The sequence below is a fragment of the Lysobacter antibioticus genome, from assembly GCF_001442535.1.
Lineage (GTDB): Bacteria > Pseudomonadota > Gammaproteobacteria > Xanthomonadales > Xanthomonadaceae > Lysobacter > Lysobacter antibioticus.
Genome location: NZ_CP013141.1, coordinates 4,340,276 through 4,355,031, shown reverse-complemented (window position 1 = coordinate 4,355,031; position 14,756 = coordinate 4,340,276). Strand labels below are relative to the sequence as shown.

The 14,756-nt window shown below is 67.3% G+C and carries 13 protein-coding genes and 1 pseudogene; 5 read left to right on the top strand and 9 right to left on the bottom strand.

The window, feature by feature from the left end:
* Positions 1-7 precede the first annotated feature (7 nt).
* The 4 genes from GLA29479_RS17695 to GLA29479_RS17680 form a co-directional block, all read right to left on the bottom strand.
* Complete coding sequence (locus tag GLA29479_RS17695; protein ID WP_057972378.1) at positions 8-1,006, bottom strand: bile acid:sodium symporter family protein; 999 nt, start codon at positions 1,004-1,006, stop codon at positions 8-10.
* A 287-nt stretch (positions 1,007-1,293) separates the two neighbouring features.
* Positions 1,294-1,668, bottom strand: a complete 375-nt coding sequence (locus GLA29479_RS17690) for a hypothetical protein (RefSeq protein WP_031371293.1) — start codon at positions 1,666-1,668, stop codon at positions 1,294-1,296.
* Positions 1,669-1,690: 22 nt separating this feature from the next.
* The gene (locus GLA29479_RS17685; RefSeq protein WP_057972377.1) at positions 1,691-2,638 is read right to left on the bottom strand and encodes a DNA/RNA non-specific endonuclease; all 948 of its coding nucleotides are present in this window, start codon (positions 2,636-2,638) and stop codon (positions 1,691-1,693) included.
* A gap of 127 nt (positions 2,639-2,765) precedes the next feature.
* Positions 2,766-4,751, bottom strand: coding sequence for a S9 family peptidase (locus GLA29479_RS17680; RefSeq protein ID WP_211265000.1), 1,986 nt, complete (start codon positions 4,749-4,751; stop codon positions 2,766-2,768).
* A gap of 207 nt (positions 4,752-4,958) precedes the next feature.
* Here GLA29479_RS17680 and GLA29479_RS17675 point away from each other — a divergent pair, with 207 nt between their 5' ends.
* On the top strand, positions 4,959-6,080 hold the full coding sequence (locus tag GLA29479_RS17675; protein ID WP_057972376.1) for a dipeptidase: 1,122 nt from the start codon (positions 4,959-4,961) through the stop codon (positions 6,078-6,080).
* 242 nt (positions 6,081-6,322) lie between these two features.
* Here the strand turns inward: GLA29479_RS17675 and dnaG are convergent, their stop codons facing one another.
* The 5 genes from dnaG to rpsU form a co-directional block, all read right to left on the bottom strand.
* On the bottom strand, positions 6,323-8,068 hold the full coding sequence (gene dnaG / locus GLA29479_RS17670) for a DNA primase (protein WP_057972375.1): 1,746 nt from the start codon (positions 8,066-8,068) through the stop codon (positions 6,323-6,325).
* Positions 8,069-8,257: 189 nt separating this feature from the next.
* Entirely contained in the window at positions 8,258-9,145 is an 888-nt protein-coding gene (locus tag GLA29479_RS17665; RefSeq protein WP_031371288.1) for a YihY/virulence factor BrkB family protein, read from the bottom strand.
* Positions 9,146-9,388: 243 nt separating this feature from the next.
* Positions 9,389-9,523 carry an SEC-C metal-binding domain-containing protein gene (locus tag GLA29479_RS26155; RefSeq protein WP_425478954.1) on the bottom strand — a complete coding sequence of 45 codons (135 nt, stop codon included), beginning with the start codon at positions 9,521-9,523 and terminating at the stop codon, positions 9,389-9,391.
* Between the two features lie 371 nt (positions 9,524-9,894).
* Positions 9,895-10,341: a GatB/YqeY domain-containing protein gene (locus GLA29479_RS17660; RefSeq protein ID WP_057972374.1), complete on the bottom strand. Its 447-nt coding sequence runs from the start codon at positions 10,339-10,341 to the stop codon at positions 9,895-9,897.
* Between the two features lie 208 nt (positions 10,342-10,549).
* A complete protein-coding gene (gene rpsU / locus GLA29479_RS17655) occupies positions 10,550-10,765 on the bottom strand; it encodes a 30S ribosomal protein S21 (protein WP_031371286.1) in 216 nt (71 codons plus the stop codon).
* 138 nt (positions 10,766-10,903) lie between these two features.
* On the opposite strand from rpsU, the pseudogene tsaD reads away from it, so the two are divergent.
* The 4 genes and pseudogenes from tsaD to GLA29479_RS17635 form a co-directional block, all read left to right on the top strand.
* A pseudogene (gene tsaD, locus GLA29479_RS17650) lies at positions 10,904-11,951 on the top strand (tRNA (adenosine(37)-N6)-threonylcarbamoyltransferase complex transferase subunit TsaD); the annotation flags it as partial.
* A gap of 73 nt (positions 11,952-12,024) precedes the next feature.
* Positions 12,025-12,375, top strand: coding sequence for a dihydroneopterin aldolase (gene folB, locus GLA29479_RS17645; RefSeq protein ID WP_057972372.1), 351 nt, complete (start codon positions 12,025-12,027; stop codon positions 12,373-12,375).
* A 96-nt stretch (positions 12,376-12,471) separates the two neighbouring features.
* Complete coding sequence (locus GLA29479_RS17640; protein WP_144436593.1) at positions 12,472-13,707, top strand: hypothetical protein; 1,236 nt, start codon at positions 12,472-12,474, stop codon at positions 13,705-13,707.
* A gap of 222 nt (positions 13,708-13,929) precedes the next feature.
* Complete coding sequence (locus GLA29479_RS17635) at positions 13,930-14,754, top strand: DUF6159 family protein (RefSeq protein WP_057972370.1); 825 nt, start codon at positions 13,930-13,932, stop codon at positions 14,752-14,754.
* The last annotated feature ends 2 nt before the right edge of the window (positions 14,755-14,756 follow it).

The following is a 14,756-nucleotide window of genomic DNA, read 5'->3' as shown; positions in this document are numbered from 1 at the left end:
GCGGGATTCAGTCGGCGACCTGTTCCGGCAACACCGCGGTTTTCGCTTGGCGCGCATAACGGCGCGCGACATGCGCGCAGACGATCAGCTGGATCTGATGGAACACCATCACCGGCAGCACGATCGCGCCGAGCGCGCTGCTCGCGAACAGAATCTTGGCCATCGGCACGCTGGTGGCCAGGCTCTTCTTGGAACCGCAGAACACGATCGCGATTTCGTCCTCGCGCGAAAAGCCGAGGCGACGCGCGGCGAAGGTCGTGGCGAGCATGACCACCGCGAGCAGCAGCGCACACACGCCGAACACGACGTACAAGGCCTGCACCGGCGTGCTCTGCCACAGCCCGGTAGCGACCGAGGCCGCGAACGCGGTGTAGACCACCAGCAGCACCGTGCCCTGGTCGGTGTAGCGCAACAGCGCGCGCCGGCGTTCGACCCAGCCGCCGATCCAGCGCCGCAGCAGATGCCCGGCGACGAACGGGAACAACAGCTGCAGCATGATCTTGGCGATGGCCTCGGCCGGATGCGCCATCGCGCCTTGCGCGCCGGCCAGCGCAGTCATCAGCAAGGGCGTCAGGAACACGCCGAGCAGGCTCGAGGCCGAGGCGCTGCACACCGCCGCGGGCACGTTGCCGCCGGCCATCGAGGTGAAGGCGATCGAGGACTGCACGGTCGAGGGCAGGGTGCACAGGAACAGCAGCCCCAGATACAACTCCGGCGTCAGCAGGCGCCCGGACAAGGGCTTCAGCGCCAGGCCGAGCAAGGGAAACAGCACGAAGGTGCTGGCGAAGATCAGCAGATGCAGGCGCCAATGCAGCGCACCGGCGAGAACCGCCTCGCGCGACAGGCGCGCGCCGTGCAGGAAGAACAGCGCGGCGATGGCGATATTGGTGAAGCCGTCGAGCGCCGTGGCCGGCGCGCCGCCGAGCGGAAACCACCAGGCCAGCGCGACCGCCGCCAGCAGGGCCAGGGTGAAGCTGTCGACGCGCAGTCGCTGGAGAAAACTCATCCGATGCTCGCCTCGAAGGGACGCTCGGGCAGACGTCTGCATTCTGACGGCAGGGCGCAGAGCGGTCCACGGCGCAGGCCGGCACTGCTTCAAGGGGTAGGAGCGGCGCGAGCCGCGACCCAACGCGGCGATGATCGATAGCGCAGCGGCCGAAGACCGGCCGCTGCACCGGCTTTGGTTGTTCGAGTCGTTTTCCGGGCCTCGGGAAGAGGCGCTGACGTACACCTCTCCGGTTGTCGCGGCTTGCGCCGCTCCTACCCAGGAGCGGCGCGGGCTCGCTCAGTGCCTCAGCACGGACGTACGCGCTCGGCGATCTCGGCGACGCTGTCGGGGGTGACGTACCAGCGGCCCGGGTCTTCGTATTCGAAGTCGATCGCGACTTCGGCGTCGGCACGGTGGATGCGCACGATGCAGACCCGCCACGGCGCCTTGCCGGCGACCTGGGTGACCTTGCGCAGTTGTTCCAGGCGGTTCTCGATCTCGACGCCCGACGGCGTCAGCGGTTCGCCCGGCTGGCCCTTGTCGTAGCGGAAGCCGTTGAGGCGGCTGATGCCGTCGCCGTACCAGGCGATCAGCGCGTATCCGTCCCAGGGCCGTTCGCTGGCCTTGGGGTCGACCACGATCAGGCGCGCGATCTCGCCGAGCAATTCGTCTCTGTTCATGTCCTGCCTTGAGCGTGTCGATTTAGGAAGCGGCTGCGATCAGGTCATCCATCTGCCCGGCGTCGACCCGGTCGTAGCTCTGGCCGGCGCGGTTCTCGAAGGTGACACGCTGATCGTAAACCCTGCCGCCGTCGACGGGATCGATCACGTCGTAGGAAATGCGAACACGGTCCGGTCGGTCGGCGTCCTGCGGGGTCAGGTCGATGCTGATGCGCACATCCATGCCCTTGTCGACCCAGGCCGCCCACTCGTTCTCGAGCGTCTTGTAGGCGCCCATGTTGAAGTTGCCGTTCTGCGGGAACAGGTTCTTCAGGCCCTGGTCGGTGACGAAGCGGTGGCCGAACACATGCCCGCCCTGGTCGCCTTCGACGCCGCGGTCGGCGGCGGTGCGCTGCGCCTGGGTCTCCTCGTCGCTGCGCTCGATGCCGCTGAACACGGTACGCAGGGTGCCTTCGGCATGGATCGGCCGGCCCTCGTCGTCGACGGTCCAGCGCGCGTCGTTGACCTCGCCGGTGTCGGGGTTGGTGACCGTCGCCGAAATCTCCTCGGTATCGCCGCGTGCGCGCTCGTCGAGGCCGAGCCAATCCTTAAGCCGGCCGATGAGACCCTCGGCGGTATCGGCGAGGCCGTTGTCCGCGCCCTCGGCATAGGCCGCGCGCACCTCGGGGCCGCTGCGGCGTTCGACCGCTGCGGCGATGCCGTCGCGACCGAACGCGGCCTCCAGCTTGCGCAACTGCGGCGCGTCGAGCTTGCCGGCGAGCTCGTTGGCAAGGGTTTCGCGCTCGGCCACGGGCATTGCCTCGACCTCGCTGCGCAGGCCGCTCAGTTGCGGCGCGCTCAGCGCATCGACCGCGGCGCGTGCTTGCGCCGGATCGGCGCTGCTCAAGGTTTGCGCGGTGGATGCAGTGGGCGGTTCGATGCTCGGCGACGAGCCGCTGAGGTGGAGGTTCGGGCTGATCGGGTCGGTCATCGGGCGGGGCCTGGACTGCGCGCGTCAGCCTCGAATCTAGCCACAAAGCGGCGCTGCGCCCATTGGGGAAAACCCCAGGAAAACGTGACAGTTCAAAGACTTCGCGCTTGCGATGGGCGTATCTCGGTCACTTCCCGCCGATCAGATGCTGCTGCCAGAACGTCATCATCGCCGCGCCGAAGTAGTCGGTGTTGGCCTTCTTGTGGAAGCCGTGGCCTTCGTCGTCGAACATCAGAAACCACACCGGCACGCCGTTGCCGCGCACCGCCTTCACGATCTGCTCGGCCTCGGTATAGGGCACGCGCGGGTCGTTGCGGCCCTGGGCGACGAACAGCGGCGCACGGATCTTGCGGGCGTTCCTGAGCGGCGAGATGCGATCGAACACCGCCTTCATCTCGGGCACGCGCTCATCGCCGTACTCGGCGCGGCGAAGGTCGCGTCGATACGACTCGGTGTTGCTGAGGAACGTGCTGAAGTCGGAGATGCCGACCACGTCGACGCCGGCGCGGATGCGGTCGCTGTAGTGCATCAGCGAGGCCAGCACCATGTAGCCGCCATAGCTGCCGCCATACACGCCGACGCGTTGCGCATCGAGTTCGGGCTGGGCGCCGATCCAGTCGAGCAGCGCGCCGATGTCCTTGACCGAGTCTTCGCGCTTCTCGGCATTGTCCAGGCCCAGGTAAGTGCGGCCGTAACCGGCCGAACCGCGCACGTTCGGTACCAGCATCGCCACGCCGAGTTCGTTGGCGAGGAACTGCGCATTGGCGTTGAAGATCGGCTGCGATTGCGCTTCCGGGCCGCCGTGGATCTGGATCACCACCGGCAGCTTCGTGCCGGCCGGGACCTGCGCCGGCCGGTAGTAGAACGCCGGGATCGTGCGAGGCCGGCCGTCGACGCGGTCGAAGGTCGGATAGCGGATCAAGCTCGGGGTGACGAAACGGCCGGCATCGAGCCCGCCGACCTCGCTGCGGGTCCAGCGCACCAGCCGCTGAGTCGCCAGCTCGATCACGTAGATGTCGCTCGGCGAGGTCGCGGTGTTGATCGACACGGCGATGCGCCGGCCGTCGGGCGAGAACTCGGCGCCGCCGATCACCCCGATGGGCAGCGCCGGCAGCTTTAGCTCTCGGTGATCGGGCAGCGACAACACGTGCAGCTTGCCGATGCCGTCTTCGTTGCTGACGAACAGCAGGTGGCGGCCGTCCTCGGCCAGGCTGAGGTTGCCGACGTCCCAGGGAATGCCGGCGCTGAGCACCTCGAACCTGCCGCTAGCCGGTTCGTGGCGGCGCAAGCTGGCGAACTCCTGCGGCTTGCCGTCGAGGATTTCGTCGGAGACGTAATAGACCGCCTGGCCGTCCCTGGAGAAACGGAAATCGCTGATCGCCGCCTTGCCGCCGTCGACCGGGAACAACTGCAGCTTGCCGGTCTCCAGGTCGACCAGGCCCGGATAGGTTTCGCTGGCCGAGACGTACTTGATCACCAGCAACTGCTTGCCGTCGGGCGAGAAGTCCGACGCGCTCCAGGTGCCGCCCTCGGCGACCATGGCGCGCGTCTTGCGGGTGGCGAGATCCATCACCCACACGTCGATGTCGCGGCCGTTGCGCGCGGTGCTGCTGTAGGCGAGCTGCTTGCCGTCGTGCGAGAAGCGCGCGTCCTGGTTGCGCGATTTGCCGTCGGTGAGCAGGGCGGTCTCGCGCGTGGCCAGGTCGAACCAGTGCAACTGCCAGAACTCGTTGCCGCCGACGTCCTTGCCGAACACGAAGCCATCGAGCGGCTTCGGCGCGGCGTCCAGGCTGTTGAGCGGTTCGCGATGGAAGGTCAATTGCTCGCGCATGCCCAGCGGTTCGCAGACGCGATGCGCCTGTTGGGTTTCGGCGAAGCGCGTGGCGATCAACAGGCAGCCCTCGCCGGTCCAGCCGCCGAGGCTGGCGCCGCGGGTGTTCTGGTAGCGTTCGAGGCGTTCGAGCAGGGCCGGGGCGAGCGCCGGCACGTTCTCGCTGACGCGGTTGCCGGTGTGCTCGCGCACGACGCTGTCTTTTGCCACCTGCGTGGCAAGGGCGGGAGAGACGCAGGCCAAGGCCAGCGCAGCGACGGACATGGCGTGGCGCAGCGACATCGGCGTTCTCCCGGGAAGGATGCGGCGCGCTGCCGCAGCGGAATTCTGGCGTACGCATACCGAGCTTAACGCGCCCACCGCGATGCGATCCGTCCCGAAAGTCACGGCTGGAGCGCTGGTGCGTTTGCCTTAGAGTGCCGCGACAGCGCGTGACCAAGCGCACGAATCGCCGCATCCGCGCGCGAGGGCTCATCCAGGGAGGATTCGATGATCGACAGAAGGACGTTTCTGATCGGCGGCGCGGGCGCGCTCGCCAGTGCGTGGGCCGGCGGCCGCGCCTGGGCCGCGGCGCCGCGCTGGGCGCCGTATGCGGACGCGATGGTGGTCGACGGCTGCGGCTTCATCGCCGGCGAAGACGGGGCGCCGGGCGCGGCGCTGTCGCCGCAACTCGTCGACGAGGCGCGCCGCAGCGGCCTGCGCGTGATCCAGATCACGGTCGGCCCGGTCGCGCAGTACGAAGGCGCCTACGAGGAAACGGTGCGCAGCATCGGTTTCTGGGAGAACGAAATCCTCGCCCATCCCGAGGTGTTCATGGCGGTGCGCAACCGCGCCGACCTGGACACCGCGCGGCGCGAGAAGAAACTCGGCGTGGTCTATCAATTCCAGGACAGCGCGCCGATCGGCGAGAAGCTCGAGCGCGTCGACGACTTCCACCGGCTCGGCGTGCGCACCGTGCAACTGACCTACAACCTGCGCAACCTGGTCGGCGACGGTTGCCTGGAGCCTGGCAACGCCGGCCTCAGTCGCTTCGGCCACAGTCTGGTCGAACGCCTCAACGAGCGGCGCATCCTGGTCGACCTGGCCCACAGCGGGCGCCGCACCGCGGCCGAGGCGATCGCCGCGTCGAAGGCGCCGGTGTTGATCAGCCACACCGGTTGCGCGTCGCTGGTCGAGCGGCCGCGCAACAAGACCGATGCCGAACTGCGCGCGGTTGCCGACGGCGGCGGCGTGGTCGGTATCTATCTGATGCCGTTCCTGCGCGTAAGCGGCCAGACCACCGCGGCCGACGTCATCCGCCACCTCGAACACGCCTTGAAGGTCTGCGGCGAAGACCATGTCGGCATCGGCACCGACAACCTCGTCTCGCCGGTGCGCCTGAGCGAGAAGTACAAGCAGCAGCACCGCGAGGCGATCCGGGAACGGCGCCGGCTCGGCATCTCGGCGGCCGGCGAAAGCGAAGAGGTGTATTTGTTCGTGCCCGATCTCAACACGGTCGACCGTTTCCAGACCCTGGCGGTGTTGCTGTCGGCGCGCGGCCATTCCGATGCGCGCATCGGCAAGATCCTCGGCGGCAATTTCGCCCGGGTGATGGGTGAGGTGTGGGGATGAGAAGCGTCGCCTCTACAGGGTAGGAGCGGCGCGAGCCGCGATTGCGAGCCGTCGGCTGCAACGAACCGGTACAGGTTGGGATCAATCCGTAGGTGTGCGGCAGCGTTCTGCCCGAATACCGGGCAGACAGCGTGCTACGGCCAAAGCAGGACGAATGGCCGGGCTTCGGTTGATGCGCTTTCGATCACTTCTGCGGTTGGTCGCGACTTGCGTCGCTCCTACCCGAGAGCAGAGCGGCGGCTTCAGCTATTCGGCGCTTTCGCCAACCGCGCCTGCTGCAGCGACAGCAGCTCGCGTTTTTCCTCGGTGCTCAGGCCGACCTCGCGGTGCTGGTGCTGCAACTCGGCCAGGCGCTGTTCGATGGTCTGTTTGTCGAGTTGAGCGACCGCATCGAGAAACTCGCGCTGCAAGGTGTCGTCGTCGCCGGGGAAGCTCTGGCTGGCGAGCTTCTGCAGGGCGCCGGCCTGTTCGTGGCCGGCGAATTGTTCGAGCAGGGCGCCGGTGCTGATTTCCGGGCGTTGCTGGACCAGGTCGACGATCTCGACGAGCAGGTCGATGCCGGGCTGGCGCAGTTCGGCGAAACGGTAGGGCGGGGTTAGCGCGGCGGCCAGCGACGGCTTCTGCAGCAACACCGAGATCGCGCTGCGCACCAGGCTGCGCTTGGGCGTCGGCGCGTGGCGCCCGCCGCCATGGGCGCGCTGGGCCGGCACGTGGGTGTCCGGTGTCGAGGCGCGCGCGCCGACGCCGGTCAGTTCGGTCAGGCGCTGCTTCATCAGGTCGCCGAAAGCGCCGTCGGGAATCTGCGCGAGCAGCGGCTTGGCGCGCTCGGCCAGGCGGCCCTTGCCTTCGAGGGTATTGAGGTTGACGTCGGCGGCCAGCGAGTCGAACAGGAATTGCGACAACGGCGTGGCCTCGCGCAGGCGGCGGTCGAAACCGTCGGCGCCTTCCTGGCGCACCAGCGAATCCGGGTCTTCGCCGTCGGGCAGGAACAGGAAGAAGGCCTGGCGCCCGTCCTTCATGCGCGGCAGCACCGACTCGACCGCCTTCCAGGCCGCGCCGCGTCCGGCGCGGTCGCCGTCGAAACAGAAATACACGTCGGCGGCGTTGCGAAACAACAGCTCGGCGTGATCGGGCGTGGTCGCCGTGCCCAGGGTCGCCACGGCAGTGTCGACGCCGTGCTGGAACAGCGCGATCACGTCCATATAGCCTTCGACGACGATCAGGCGCGGGATCTTGTTATGGGTCTGGCGCACCTGCCACAGGCCGTAGAGTTCGCGGCCCTTGTGGAACAGCGGCGTCTCCGGCGAGTTGAGGTACTTCGGGCCGTCTTCCTTGTCGAGCACGCGGCCGCCGAAGGCGATGGTGCGCCCGCGCCGGTCGTGGATCGGGAACATCACCCGGTCGCGGAATTTGTCGTAGACGCGGCCGCTGTCGTTCTTCGAGAACAGGCCGGCGCGTTCGAGCAGTTTCATGCGCCGATCGTCGGTGCCGAGCGCGTCGCGCAAGGCGTTGAAACCGTCGGGTGCATAGCCGATGCCGAAGCGTTCGCGGATGTCGGCGCTGACGCCGCGGCTGTCGAGATAACCCTGGGCCTTGCCGCTGTGGCCGTATTGTTTCTGGAAGAAGCGCGATGCCGCTTCGACCGTGCTGAACAACTCTTGGGTGTCGGAGTCTTCGTTGCGCGCGCGGGTGTCGCGCGGCACTTCGACGCCGACCCGCTTGGCCAAGTCCTCGACCGCATCGAGGAATTCGAGGCGGTCGTAGTTCATCAGGAAGCTGATCGCGGTGCCGTGCGCGCCGCAACCGAAGCAGTGATAGAACTGCTTGGTCGGCGAGACCGTGAACGAGGGCGAGCGCTCGTCGTGGAACGGACAGCGCGCCGAGTATTCCTTGCCCTGGCGTTTCAACGGCACGCGCGTACCGATCACCTCGACGATGTCGGTGCGCGCCAGGAGGTCGTCGATGAAACCGTCGGGAATGCGGGCCATGCGTAGGGCGCCCGCGAAGGGGCGGCGTTGCTCGTCGTGGTCTAACGGAGAAGGTGTCTAGGATGCCATGCGCGGCCGGCCCGCGACGGTTCGGGTCGTGGCCGCTGCGTGTCGAATCGGCGGTGTCGTCGCTTCAAGCGCTGAGTTCGCGGCGTGGCCGGTCAAGTGCCGGGTTCGCGGCGCCGCCGCTCAGGCCCCGGACGCGTCGAGGCCGGCGATGGCGCGTTCGTCGGCCAGGCGCCTGCGCACGCGGGCGTGCTCGTCGAGCATGGCGGTGATCAGGGCGCCGAGCAGGAACACCACGGCGCAGTAGTACATCCACACCAGCATGATCACCAGGCCGCCGGCCGGGCCGTAGGCGGTGCCGAGGCTGGCTTGGCCGAGGTAGAGGCCGATCGCGCTGCGTCCGAGCATGAACAGCCCCGCGGTCAGGGCGCCGCCGAACAAGGCCCGGCGCCGGCTGACCGGGCGGTCCGGCAGCCAGCGGTACATCGCCGCGAACACCAGGGCGTAGAGCGCGAACGAGACGATCGCGGCGAACACCGGCAGCAGGTCGGGCACGTAGGCGATCAGCAACTGCAGCGCCGCCTGCACCGCCATCGACACCACCAGCAGGAAGCCGACGCTGATGACCATGCCGAACGACAGCAGGCGCTTGCGCAGCCAGGCGGCGAGGCCGCCGAGGCGCTTGGCGTCGCTACGGAACACCCGGTTGAGGGCGGCCTGCAACTGGCCGAACACGGCCGAGGCGCCGACCAGCAAGGCCAGCGTGCCCAGCAGGGCCGCCAACGAGCCGGTGCCGGGGCGGTTTTCGGCGTTGGCGACGATCAGGCGGGCGGTGCTCTCGACCTGATCGCCGACCAGCAGGCCGATCTGGCGGAAGAATTCTTCCTGCGCCGAGGGGTACAGCGCGGTGGTCAGCCACAGCACCATCAGCACCAATGGCGCCAGCGACAGCAGGGTGTAGAAGGACAGCGCCGCGGCCAGGGCGAGGATGTCGTAGTCGATGAAACGCTGGGCGAACTTGGCCACCCAGCTTTGCTCCAGGCGCGCCTGCAGGGCGTGGATGCGCTGCATCGGGCCATGGTCGGCCGCTTCGGCCGCCGCGACGGCATCGCGCTCGGGTGGGCGCTCGCTGGAAAGAGGTTGGGGTGGGGTCGAGGGCATGCGGCTCGCGATGACGGCGCGTGGATCGCCGGTTTCAGTATCCGGGGCCCAGGTTAGCGAGGCGTGGGCGCGGTGTGGAGGCGCCGGACGAAAACGGCCGGGCCCGAGGCCCGGCCGTTCGCCATAGCCGCCGATAACCGTCGCGATCGGCGGCTATCCGCAGCTATCGGTTGCGATCAGTCCCTGAAGTAGTGATCGCGTTCGGAACCTTCGTAGCGGCCGTCGCGCAGGCAACAGTTCCTTGAACCTCCGCGTGGAGCCGCACGGGCAAGGATCGTTGCGGCCCAGTTTCTCCAGCAGTTCCTTGTCGCCGTGGACCAGGCGCGGGCCGCGCTTGACGCGGGTTTCGGACGGGAAGCCCTTGCGGCGCTTACGCGTGATTTCGCGGGTCGGCTCGAAAGCAGACGGCGTTGGGGTCGTGACGCTTCATGGTGCACCTCCGGGTGTGCGGCCCTTGCGGGCGGGTTCTTGCGGTTGCGGGTTGGTTCGACGGGTCCTCACCCAACCCCTCTTCGGCAAGCGAGTGAGCGGGGCGAGCGAGCGGGGTCGCCAGACTCGACGAAACCGTCCTGGCAGGCAGGCCAGTCCCCTCTCCCGCTCGCGGGAGAGGGCTGGGGTGAGGGCCGGCCCGAAGCCAGGCCTTCACCTTTCGAGCGAACTCAGCCCGCCAGGCGCTTCTTAGCCAGCGCCGAGACCAGGCCCATATCGGCCTTGCCGCCCAGCTTGGCCTTCAGCGGGCCCATCAGCTTGCCCAGGTCGGACGGCGCGGCCGCACCGACTTCGGCGATGACTTCCTCCAGCACGACCAGGATCTCGGCCTCGCCGAGCTTGGCCGGGACGTAGCGTTCGATCACCACGATCTCGTCGCGTTCGATCGAGGCCAGGTCCTCGCGCGCGGCCGCCTCGTACTGGCTGACCGAGTCGCGGCGCTGCTTGATCATCTTGTCGAGGATCGCGATCACCGCGGTGTCGTCGAGCTCGATGCGCTCGTCGACTTCCTTCTGCTTGAGCGCGGCGTTGATCAGGCGGATCACGCCGAGGGACTGCTTGTCGCCGCTCTTCATCGCGGCCTTCATGTCGTCGGTGAGGCGTTGCTTGAGGTTCATGGTCTGACCTTAGTGTTGCGGAAAGGGGAGGGCCGCCGGCATGCGCTGCACCGGCCCAAGGGCCCGGCACGACGGACGCGGCAGCGTGATGCGGTTCCGGTTCGCGGCGACGGAAACGCAAAAAGCCGGCAGCGCCCGAGGCGCAGCCGGCTTGATGGTCGTTCCCCGCAAACGCCGGCGCTGAAGCCGGGTCGCGCGGAACGAACGATCAGTACAAGCGCTGGCGCTTGGTGACGTCGCGCGACGCGCGACGCGCCTGGCGCTTCACCGCCGCGGCGGCCTTGCGCTTGCGCTCCTGGGTCGGCTTCTCATAGAACTCGCGCTTGCGGGTTTCAGCCAGTACACCGGCCTTCTCGCAGGTGCGCTTGAAGCGACGCAGGGCAAACTCGAAAGGCTCGTTTTCGCGGACTTTGACGCTGGGCATACGTAATCTCGTTAACGGGAACCGGCCCGGGCAGACCGGGAGAGCCGCGCATTATAGCGATGCTCCTGCGGAAGGTGCAACATAGGCACCCATGAATCCGACATTCTCCCAGAAATCGGCGCGCCGAGCAGGGTGCCGATGAAAGTCCTGGGCATCGAAACCAGCTGCGACGAGACCGGTGTGGCCGTTTACGACACCGATGCCGGCCTGCGCGCCCATGCGCTGTACAGCCAGATCGCCCTGCACGCCGAGTACGGCGGGGTGGTCCCGGAGCTGGCCAGCCGCGACCACGTGCGCAAGCTGCTGCCGCTGATCCGCCAGACCCTGGCCGAGTCCGGCCTGGACGTGAACGAGCTCGACGGGGTCGCCTACACCGCCGGCCCCGGCCTGGTCGGGGCCTTGCTGGTCGGGGCCGGGGTGGCGCGCGCGCTGGCCTGGGCCCTGGACGTGCCGGCGATCGGCGTCCACCACATGGAAGGCCACTTGCTGGCGCCGCTGATGGAGGACGACCCGCTGGGCCGCCCGCAGCCGCCGTTCGTGGCCCTGCTGGTCTCCGGCGGGCACACCCAGTTGGTCGCGGTCGACGCGATCGGCCAGTACCGCCTGCTCGGCGAGACCCTCGACGACGCCGCCGGCGAGGCCTTCGACAAGACCGCCAAGCTCATGGGCCTGCCGTACCCCGGCGGCCCGCAGCTGGCGGCGCAGGCCGAGCTCGGCCGTCCCGGCCTGTTTAAGTTCGCCCGCCCGATGACCGACCGCCCTGGCCTGGACTTCAGCTTCAGCGGCCTCAAGACCCAGGTCCTGCTGGCCTGGCGCAACAGCGACCAGAGCGACCAGACCCGCGCCGACATCGCCCGCGCGTTCGAGGACGCGGTGGTCGACACCCTGGCGATCAAATGCGGGCGTGCCCTCGATGCGGCCGGCTGCGACACCCTGGTGGTGGCCGGCGGCGTCGGCGCCAACCGGCGCCTACGCGCCAAGTTGGCGACGATGGCGGAAAAGCGCGGCGGCCGGGTCTGTTTTCCGCGTCCGGCGTTCTGCACCGACAACGGCGCGATGATCGCCTACGCCGGCGCCTTGCGCCTGCAGGCCGGCCAGTTCGAAAGCGCGGCGGTGAAAGTGACCCCGCGCTGGGACATGGCGTTGTTGCAGGCGGTTTAGCCGGAAATCGGGAATGGGGAATCGCAACGTCGCGCGATCCCGCCTACCATCCCTGCCCTTACGATTCCCTACTCTCGATTCCCCATTCCCGGCGCCCCATGGACCACGTTTTCATCGAAGGCCTCGAAATCGAGGCCGTGATCGGCATCTACGACTGGGAGCGGCGGATCCGCCAACCCCTGGTGTTCGATCTCGAGATGGCTTTCGACAACCGCGTGCCCGCGGCCAGCGATGCGATCGGCGACACCCTCGACTACAAGGCGATCAGCGATCGCATCGTCGAGTACGCATCGCAGTCGCAGTTCGGTCTGGTCGAGACCTTGGCCGAACGCGTCGCCGCGATCGTGCTGGAGGAATTCGGTGTGCGCCGGGTCCGGCTCAAGCTCAGCAAGCCCAGCGCGATCCGCAATGCGCGCGCGGTCGGGGTGTTGATCGAACGCAGCCGCTGAGAAAGCGCGATGCAATACTTGCTGCGTGTGCCCGGCGCGATGCCGGGCGCGCACTAGTGTGCTTAGTTTTGAGCGCTCATCTCAAGGATGCGAAAAGTGAAGAAAGTACGTGATGTCTTGATGCAAGTGGGGGCGTTGATAGTGGCTTCGGCTATGGCGCCACTCGCGATGGCGGCCGACAAATGGTCCATTGGTTTCAATGAGCCCTATATTGCCCAGTATCTGATGGAGCGGGGTTTCGATTGCAAGGAAACCATTGGCGGAAGCGTGGTCGATGTGCCCTGCAACACCAATATGAGGCCAGTATCCTTCGATCGGATCAGTCGACGGCTGTTCGATCTGGCCGACAAACAACATGTCGGGGCGTTCCGTGAAATCATTCCGGTTTCGCTGCTTCATCCCGAACGCACGAACACGGATCGCTACAGCTACGTCGCCGACGTAGTGAATCTCTACGAAGATTACAACCTGCACCTGATTCTGACCTTCGGTACCCCCGTGCCGAACTGGATGAGCGGCGGCAGCCATTTCGCTCCGATGCCGGAATCCGACACGACCTGGACTCAGCTCAAGAACAACCTCTCCTGGGAGATGGGTGGTCTGGTCAATTACTTGGCCAACGACCCGCGCATCAGCCGCGAATGGCTTCGCACTCGCCTCTACGTCGAGGGATTCAACGAGTTCGACAGTGTCGCCGGGGTCAGGCCCGATGGCAGTGTGAGCACCGTGTTTTCCACACCGGAACGCGCGGCCGATCTGCAGGGTGGAATCAACTTCGTTCTTAACCATTATGGGGTCGTTACCAACCAGACGACGCCATCGATTACCGGTGCCCACGAAACGTTTCTCAACAATGCGGGCGGGGACTGGAGCATCAGCGCGCGCAACTACATGGGGGCGTACTACGCGGTCGGTGGCGGTGGCTATCCGAACGTGCACCTGTATCGCAGCGGAGGTTCGCCGCCGACGGCGGACAAGATGCTGAGCGCGCTGCGCGCCGGAATCGTCGAGGTCGGAAAATTCGTGCCAACCGCGTATCGCGGCAAGATGCTGCTCGGCGAAGTCGGCTCCTTCGATCTGACTTCGTTCTGCTCACCGCCGCAGCCGCACGTGGGGCTGCCGATTGCCGAGCGTGATTCGCTGTATCGCAAGATCGCAGCCGATCCGACCATCGGTAACGCGACCCACATGATTACGTTCTGGCGGCTGATGAACCTGCCGATGGGCTCGGTCCCGGGCCATCCGTGCGAGCCGACTTATGGCGTCGTCCATGACGACGACTCGGGCTACAAGCAGGTCGGCCTGGAGCTGTTCGATTACCTGAAGCACTGAGTCCAATGCGGCGGGCCGGCCTCTCCGGTCGGCCTGCCGGCGTGTCGGCCCGCTGAGTCCTGGTTGCGGCATGCGTTCATGGAGGGGGCGGTCGCTCCGTTGCTGCATGCCTTCCTCTCGCACCGCCGAGGCGCCTATCGGGCGTCCCTCCCCGCCTGCACCACTTGCGATTTCCCACCGCAGGTTCGACGATGCCCCCGGGATCAAACATGGGGGCATGAGATGTTCGAGAAACTTTCGCGCAGCTGGGAACTCGCCAAGGCCAGCGCCGCGGTGCTCAATTCGGATCGCGAACTATTGGTGTTCCCGGTGGTGTCGGCGGTGTGCGTGCTGATCGTGCTGGCGACCTTCCTGATCCCGGCCGCGGCGCTGGAGATCTTCTCCGACGGCTACGGCCCCGGCGCCGCGCTGTTCGCCTTCACGTTCTACTTCTGCCAGTACTTCGTGATCATCTTCTGCAACTGCGCCCTGGTCAGCGCGGCGATGATCCGCCTGGAAGGCGGCGACCCGACCGTCGGCGACGGCTTCCGCGCCGCGGCTTCGCGCCTGCCCGCGATCGCCGGCTACGCTGCCATCGCCGCGACCGTCGGCATGATCCTGCAGGCCCTCAAGGACCGCGACAACAACTTCATCGTGCGCATGATCGGCGGCGCGCTCGGCGCGGCGTGGACCATCGCGACCTTCCTGGTGGTGCCGGTGCTGGTCGCCGAAGACGTCGGTCCGATCGATGCGGTCAAGCGCAGCGTGAGCATGTTCAAGCGCACCTGGGGCGAAAGCGCGGCCGGCATGGTCGGGATCGGCCTGGCCACCGGCCTGGCGATGGTCGCCGTCGGCGTGGTCGGTTTCGGCCTGGCCTACGTGCTCGGCCTGGTGTCTTCGGCCCTGGCGGTGCTGTTCGGCGCGGTGACCGTGCTCGCCTTGCTGGCCCTGGCGGTGTACCAGAGCGCGCTCGGCGGCGTGTATTCGGCAGCGCTGTACCGTTATGCGGTCGACGGCGAAATGCCGGCCGGTTTCGAAGGCCTGCAACTGGAAGCGCGCGGCCGTTGAGC

Bases quoted from the DNA above. Each gene is read 5' to 3' on its own strand.
- GLA29479_RS17695 (WP_057972378.1), bottom strand. From the start codon at position 1,006: ATGAGTTTTCTCCAGCGACTGCGCGTCGACAGCTTCACCCTGGCCCTG.
- GLA29479_RS17690 (WP_031371293.1), bottom strand. From the start codon at position 1,668: ATGAACAGAGACGAATTGCTCGGCGAGATCGCGCGCCTGATCGTGGTC.
- GLA29479_RS17685 (WP_057972377.1), bottom strand. From the start codon at position 2,638: ATGACCGACCCGATCAGCCCGAACCTCCACCTCAGCGGCTCGTCGCCG.
- GLA29479_RS17680 (WP_211265000.1), bottom strand. From the start codon at position 4,751: ATGTCGCTGCGCCACGCCATGTCCGTCGCTGCGCTGGCCTTGGCCTGC.
- GLA29479_RS17675 (WP_057972376.1), top strand. From the start codon at position 4,959: ATGATCGACAGAAGGACGTTTCTGATCGGCGGCGCGGGCGCGCTCGCC.
- dnaG (WP_057972375.1), bottom strand. From the start codon at position 8,068: ATGGCCCGCATTCCCGACGGTTTCATCGACGACCTCCTGGCGCGCACC.
- GLA29479_RS17665 (WP_031371288.1), bottom strand. From the start codon at position 9,145: ATGCAGCGCATCCACGCCCTGCAGGCGCGCCTGGAGCAAAGCTGGGTG.
- GLA29479_RS17660 (WP_057972374.1), bottom strand. From the start codon at position 10,341: ATGAACCTCAAGCAACGCCTCACCGACGACATGAAGGCCGCGATGAAG.
- rpsU (WP_031371286.1), bottom strand. From the start codon at position 10,765: ATGCCCAGCGTCAAAGTCCGCGAAAACGAGCCTTTCGAGTTTGCCCTG.
- folB (WP_057972372.1), top strand. From the start codon at position 12,025: ATGGACCACGTTTTCATCGAAGGCCTCGAAATCGAGGCCGTGATCGGC.
- GLA29479_RS17635 (WP_057972370.1), top strand. From the start codon at position 13,930: ATGTTCGAGAAACTTTCGCGCAGCTGGGAACTCGCCAAGGCCAGCGCC.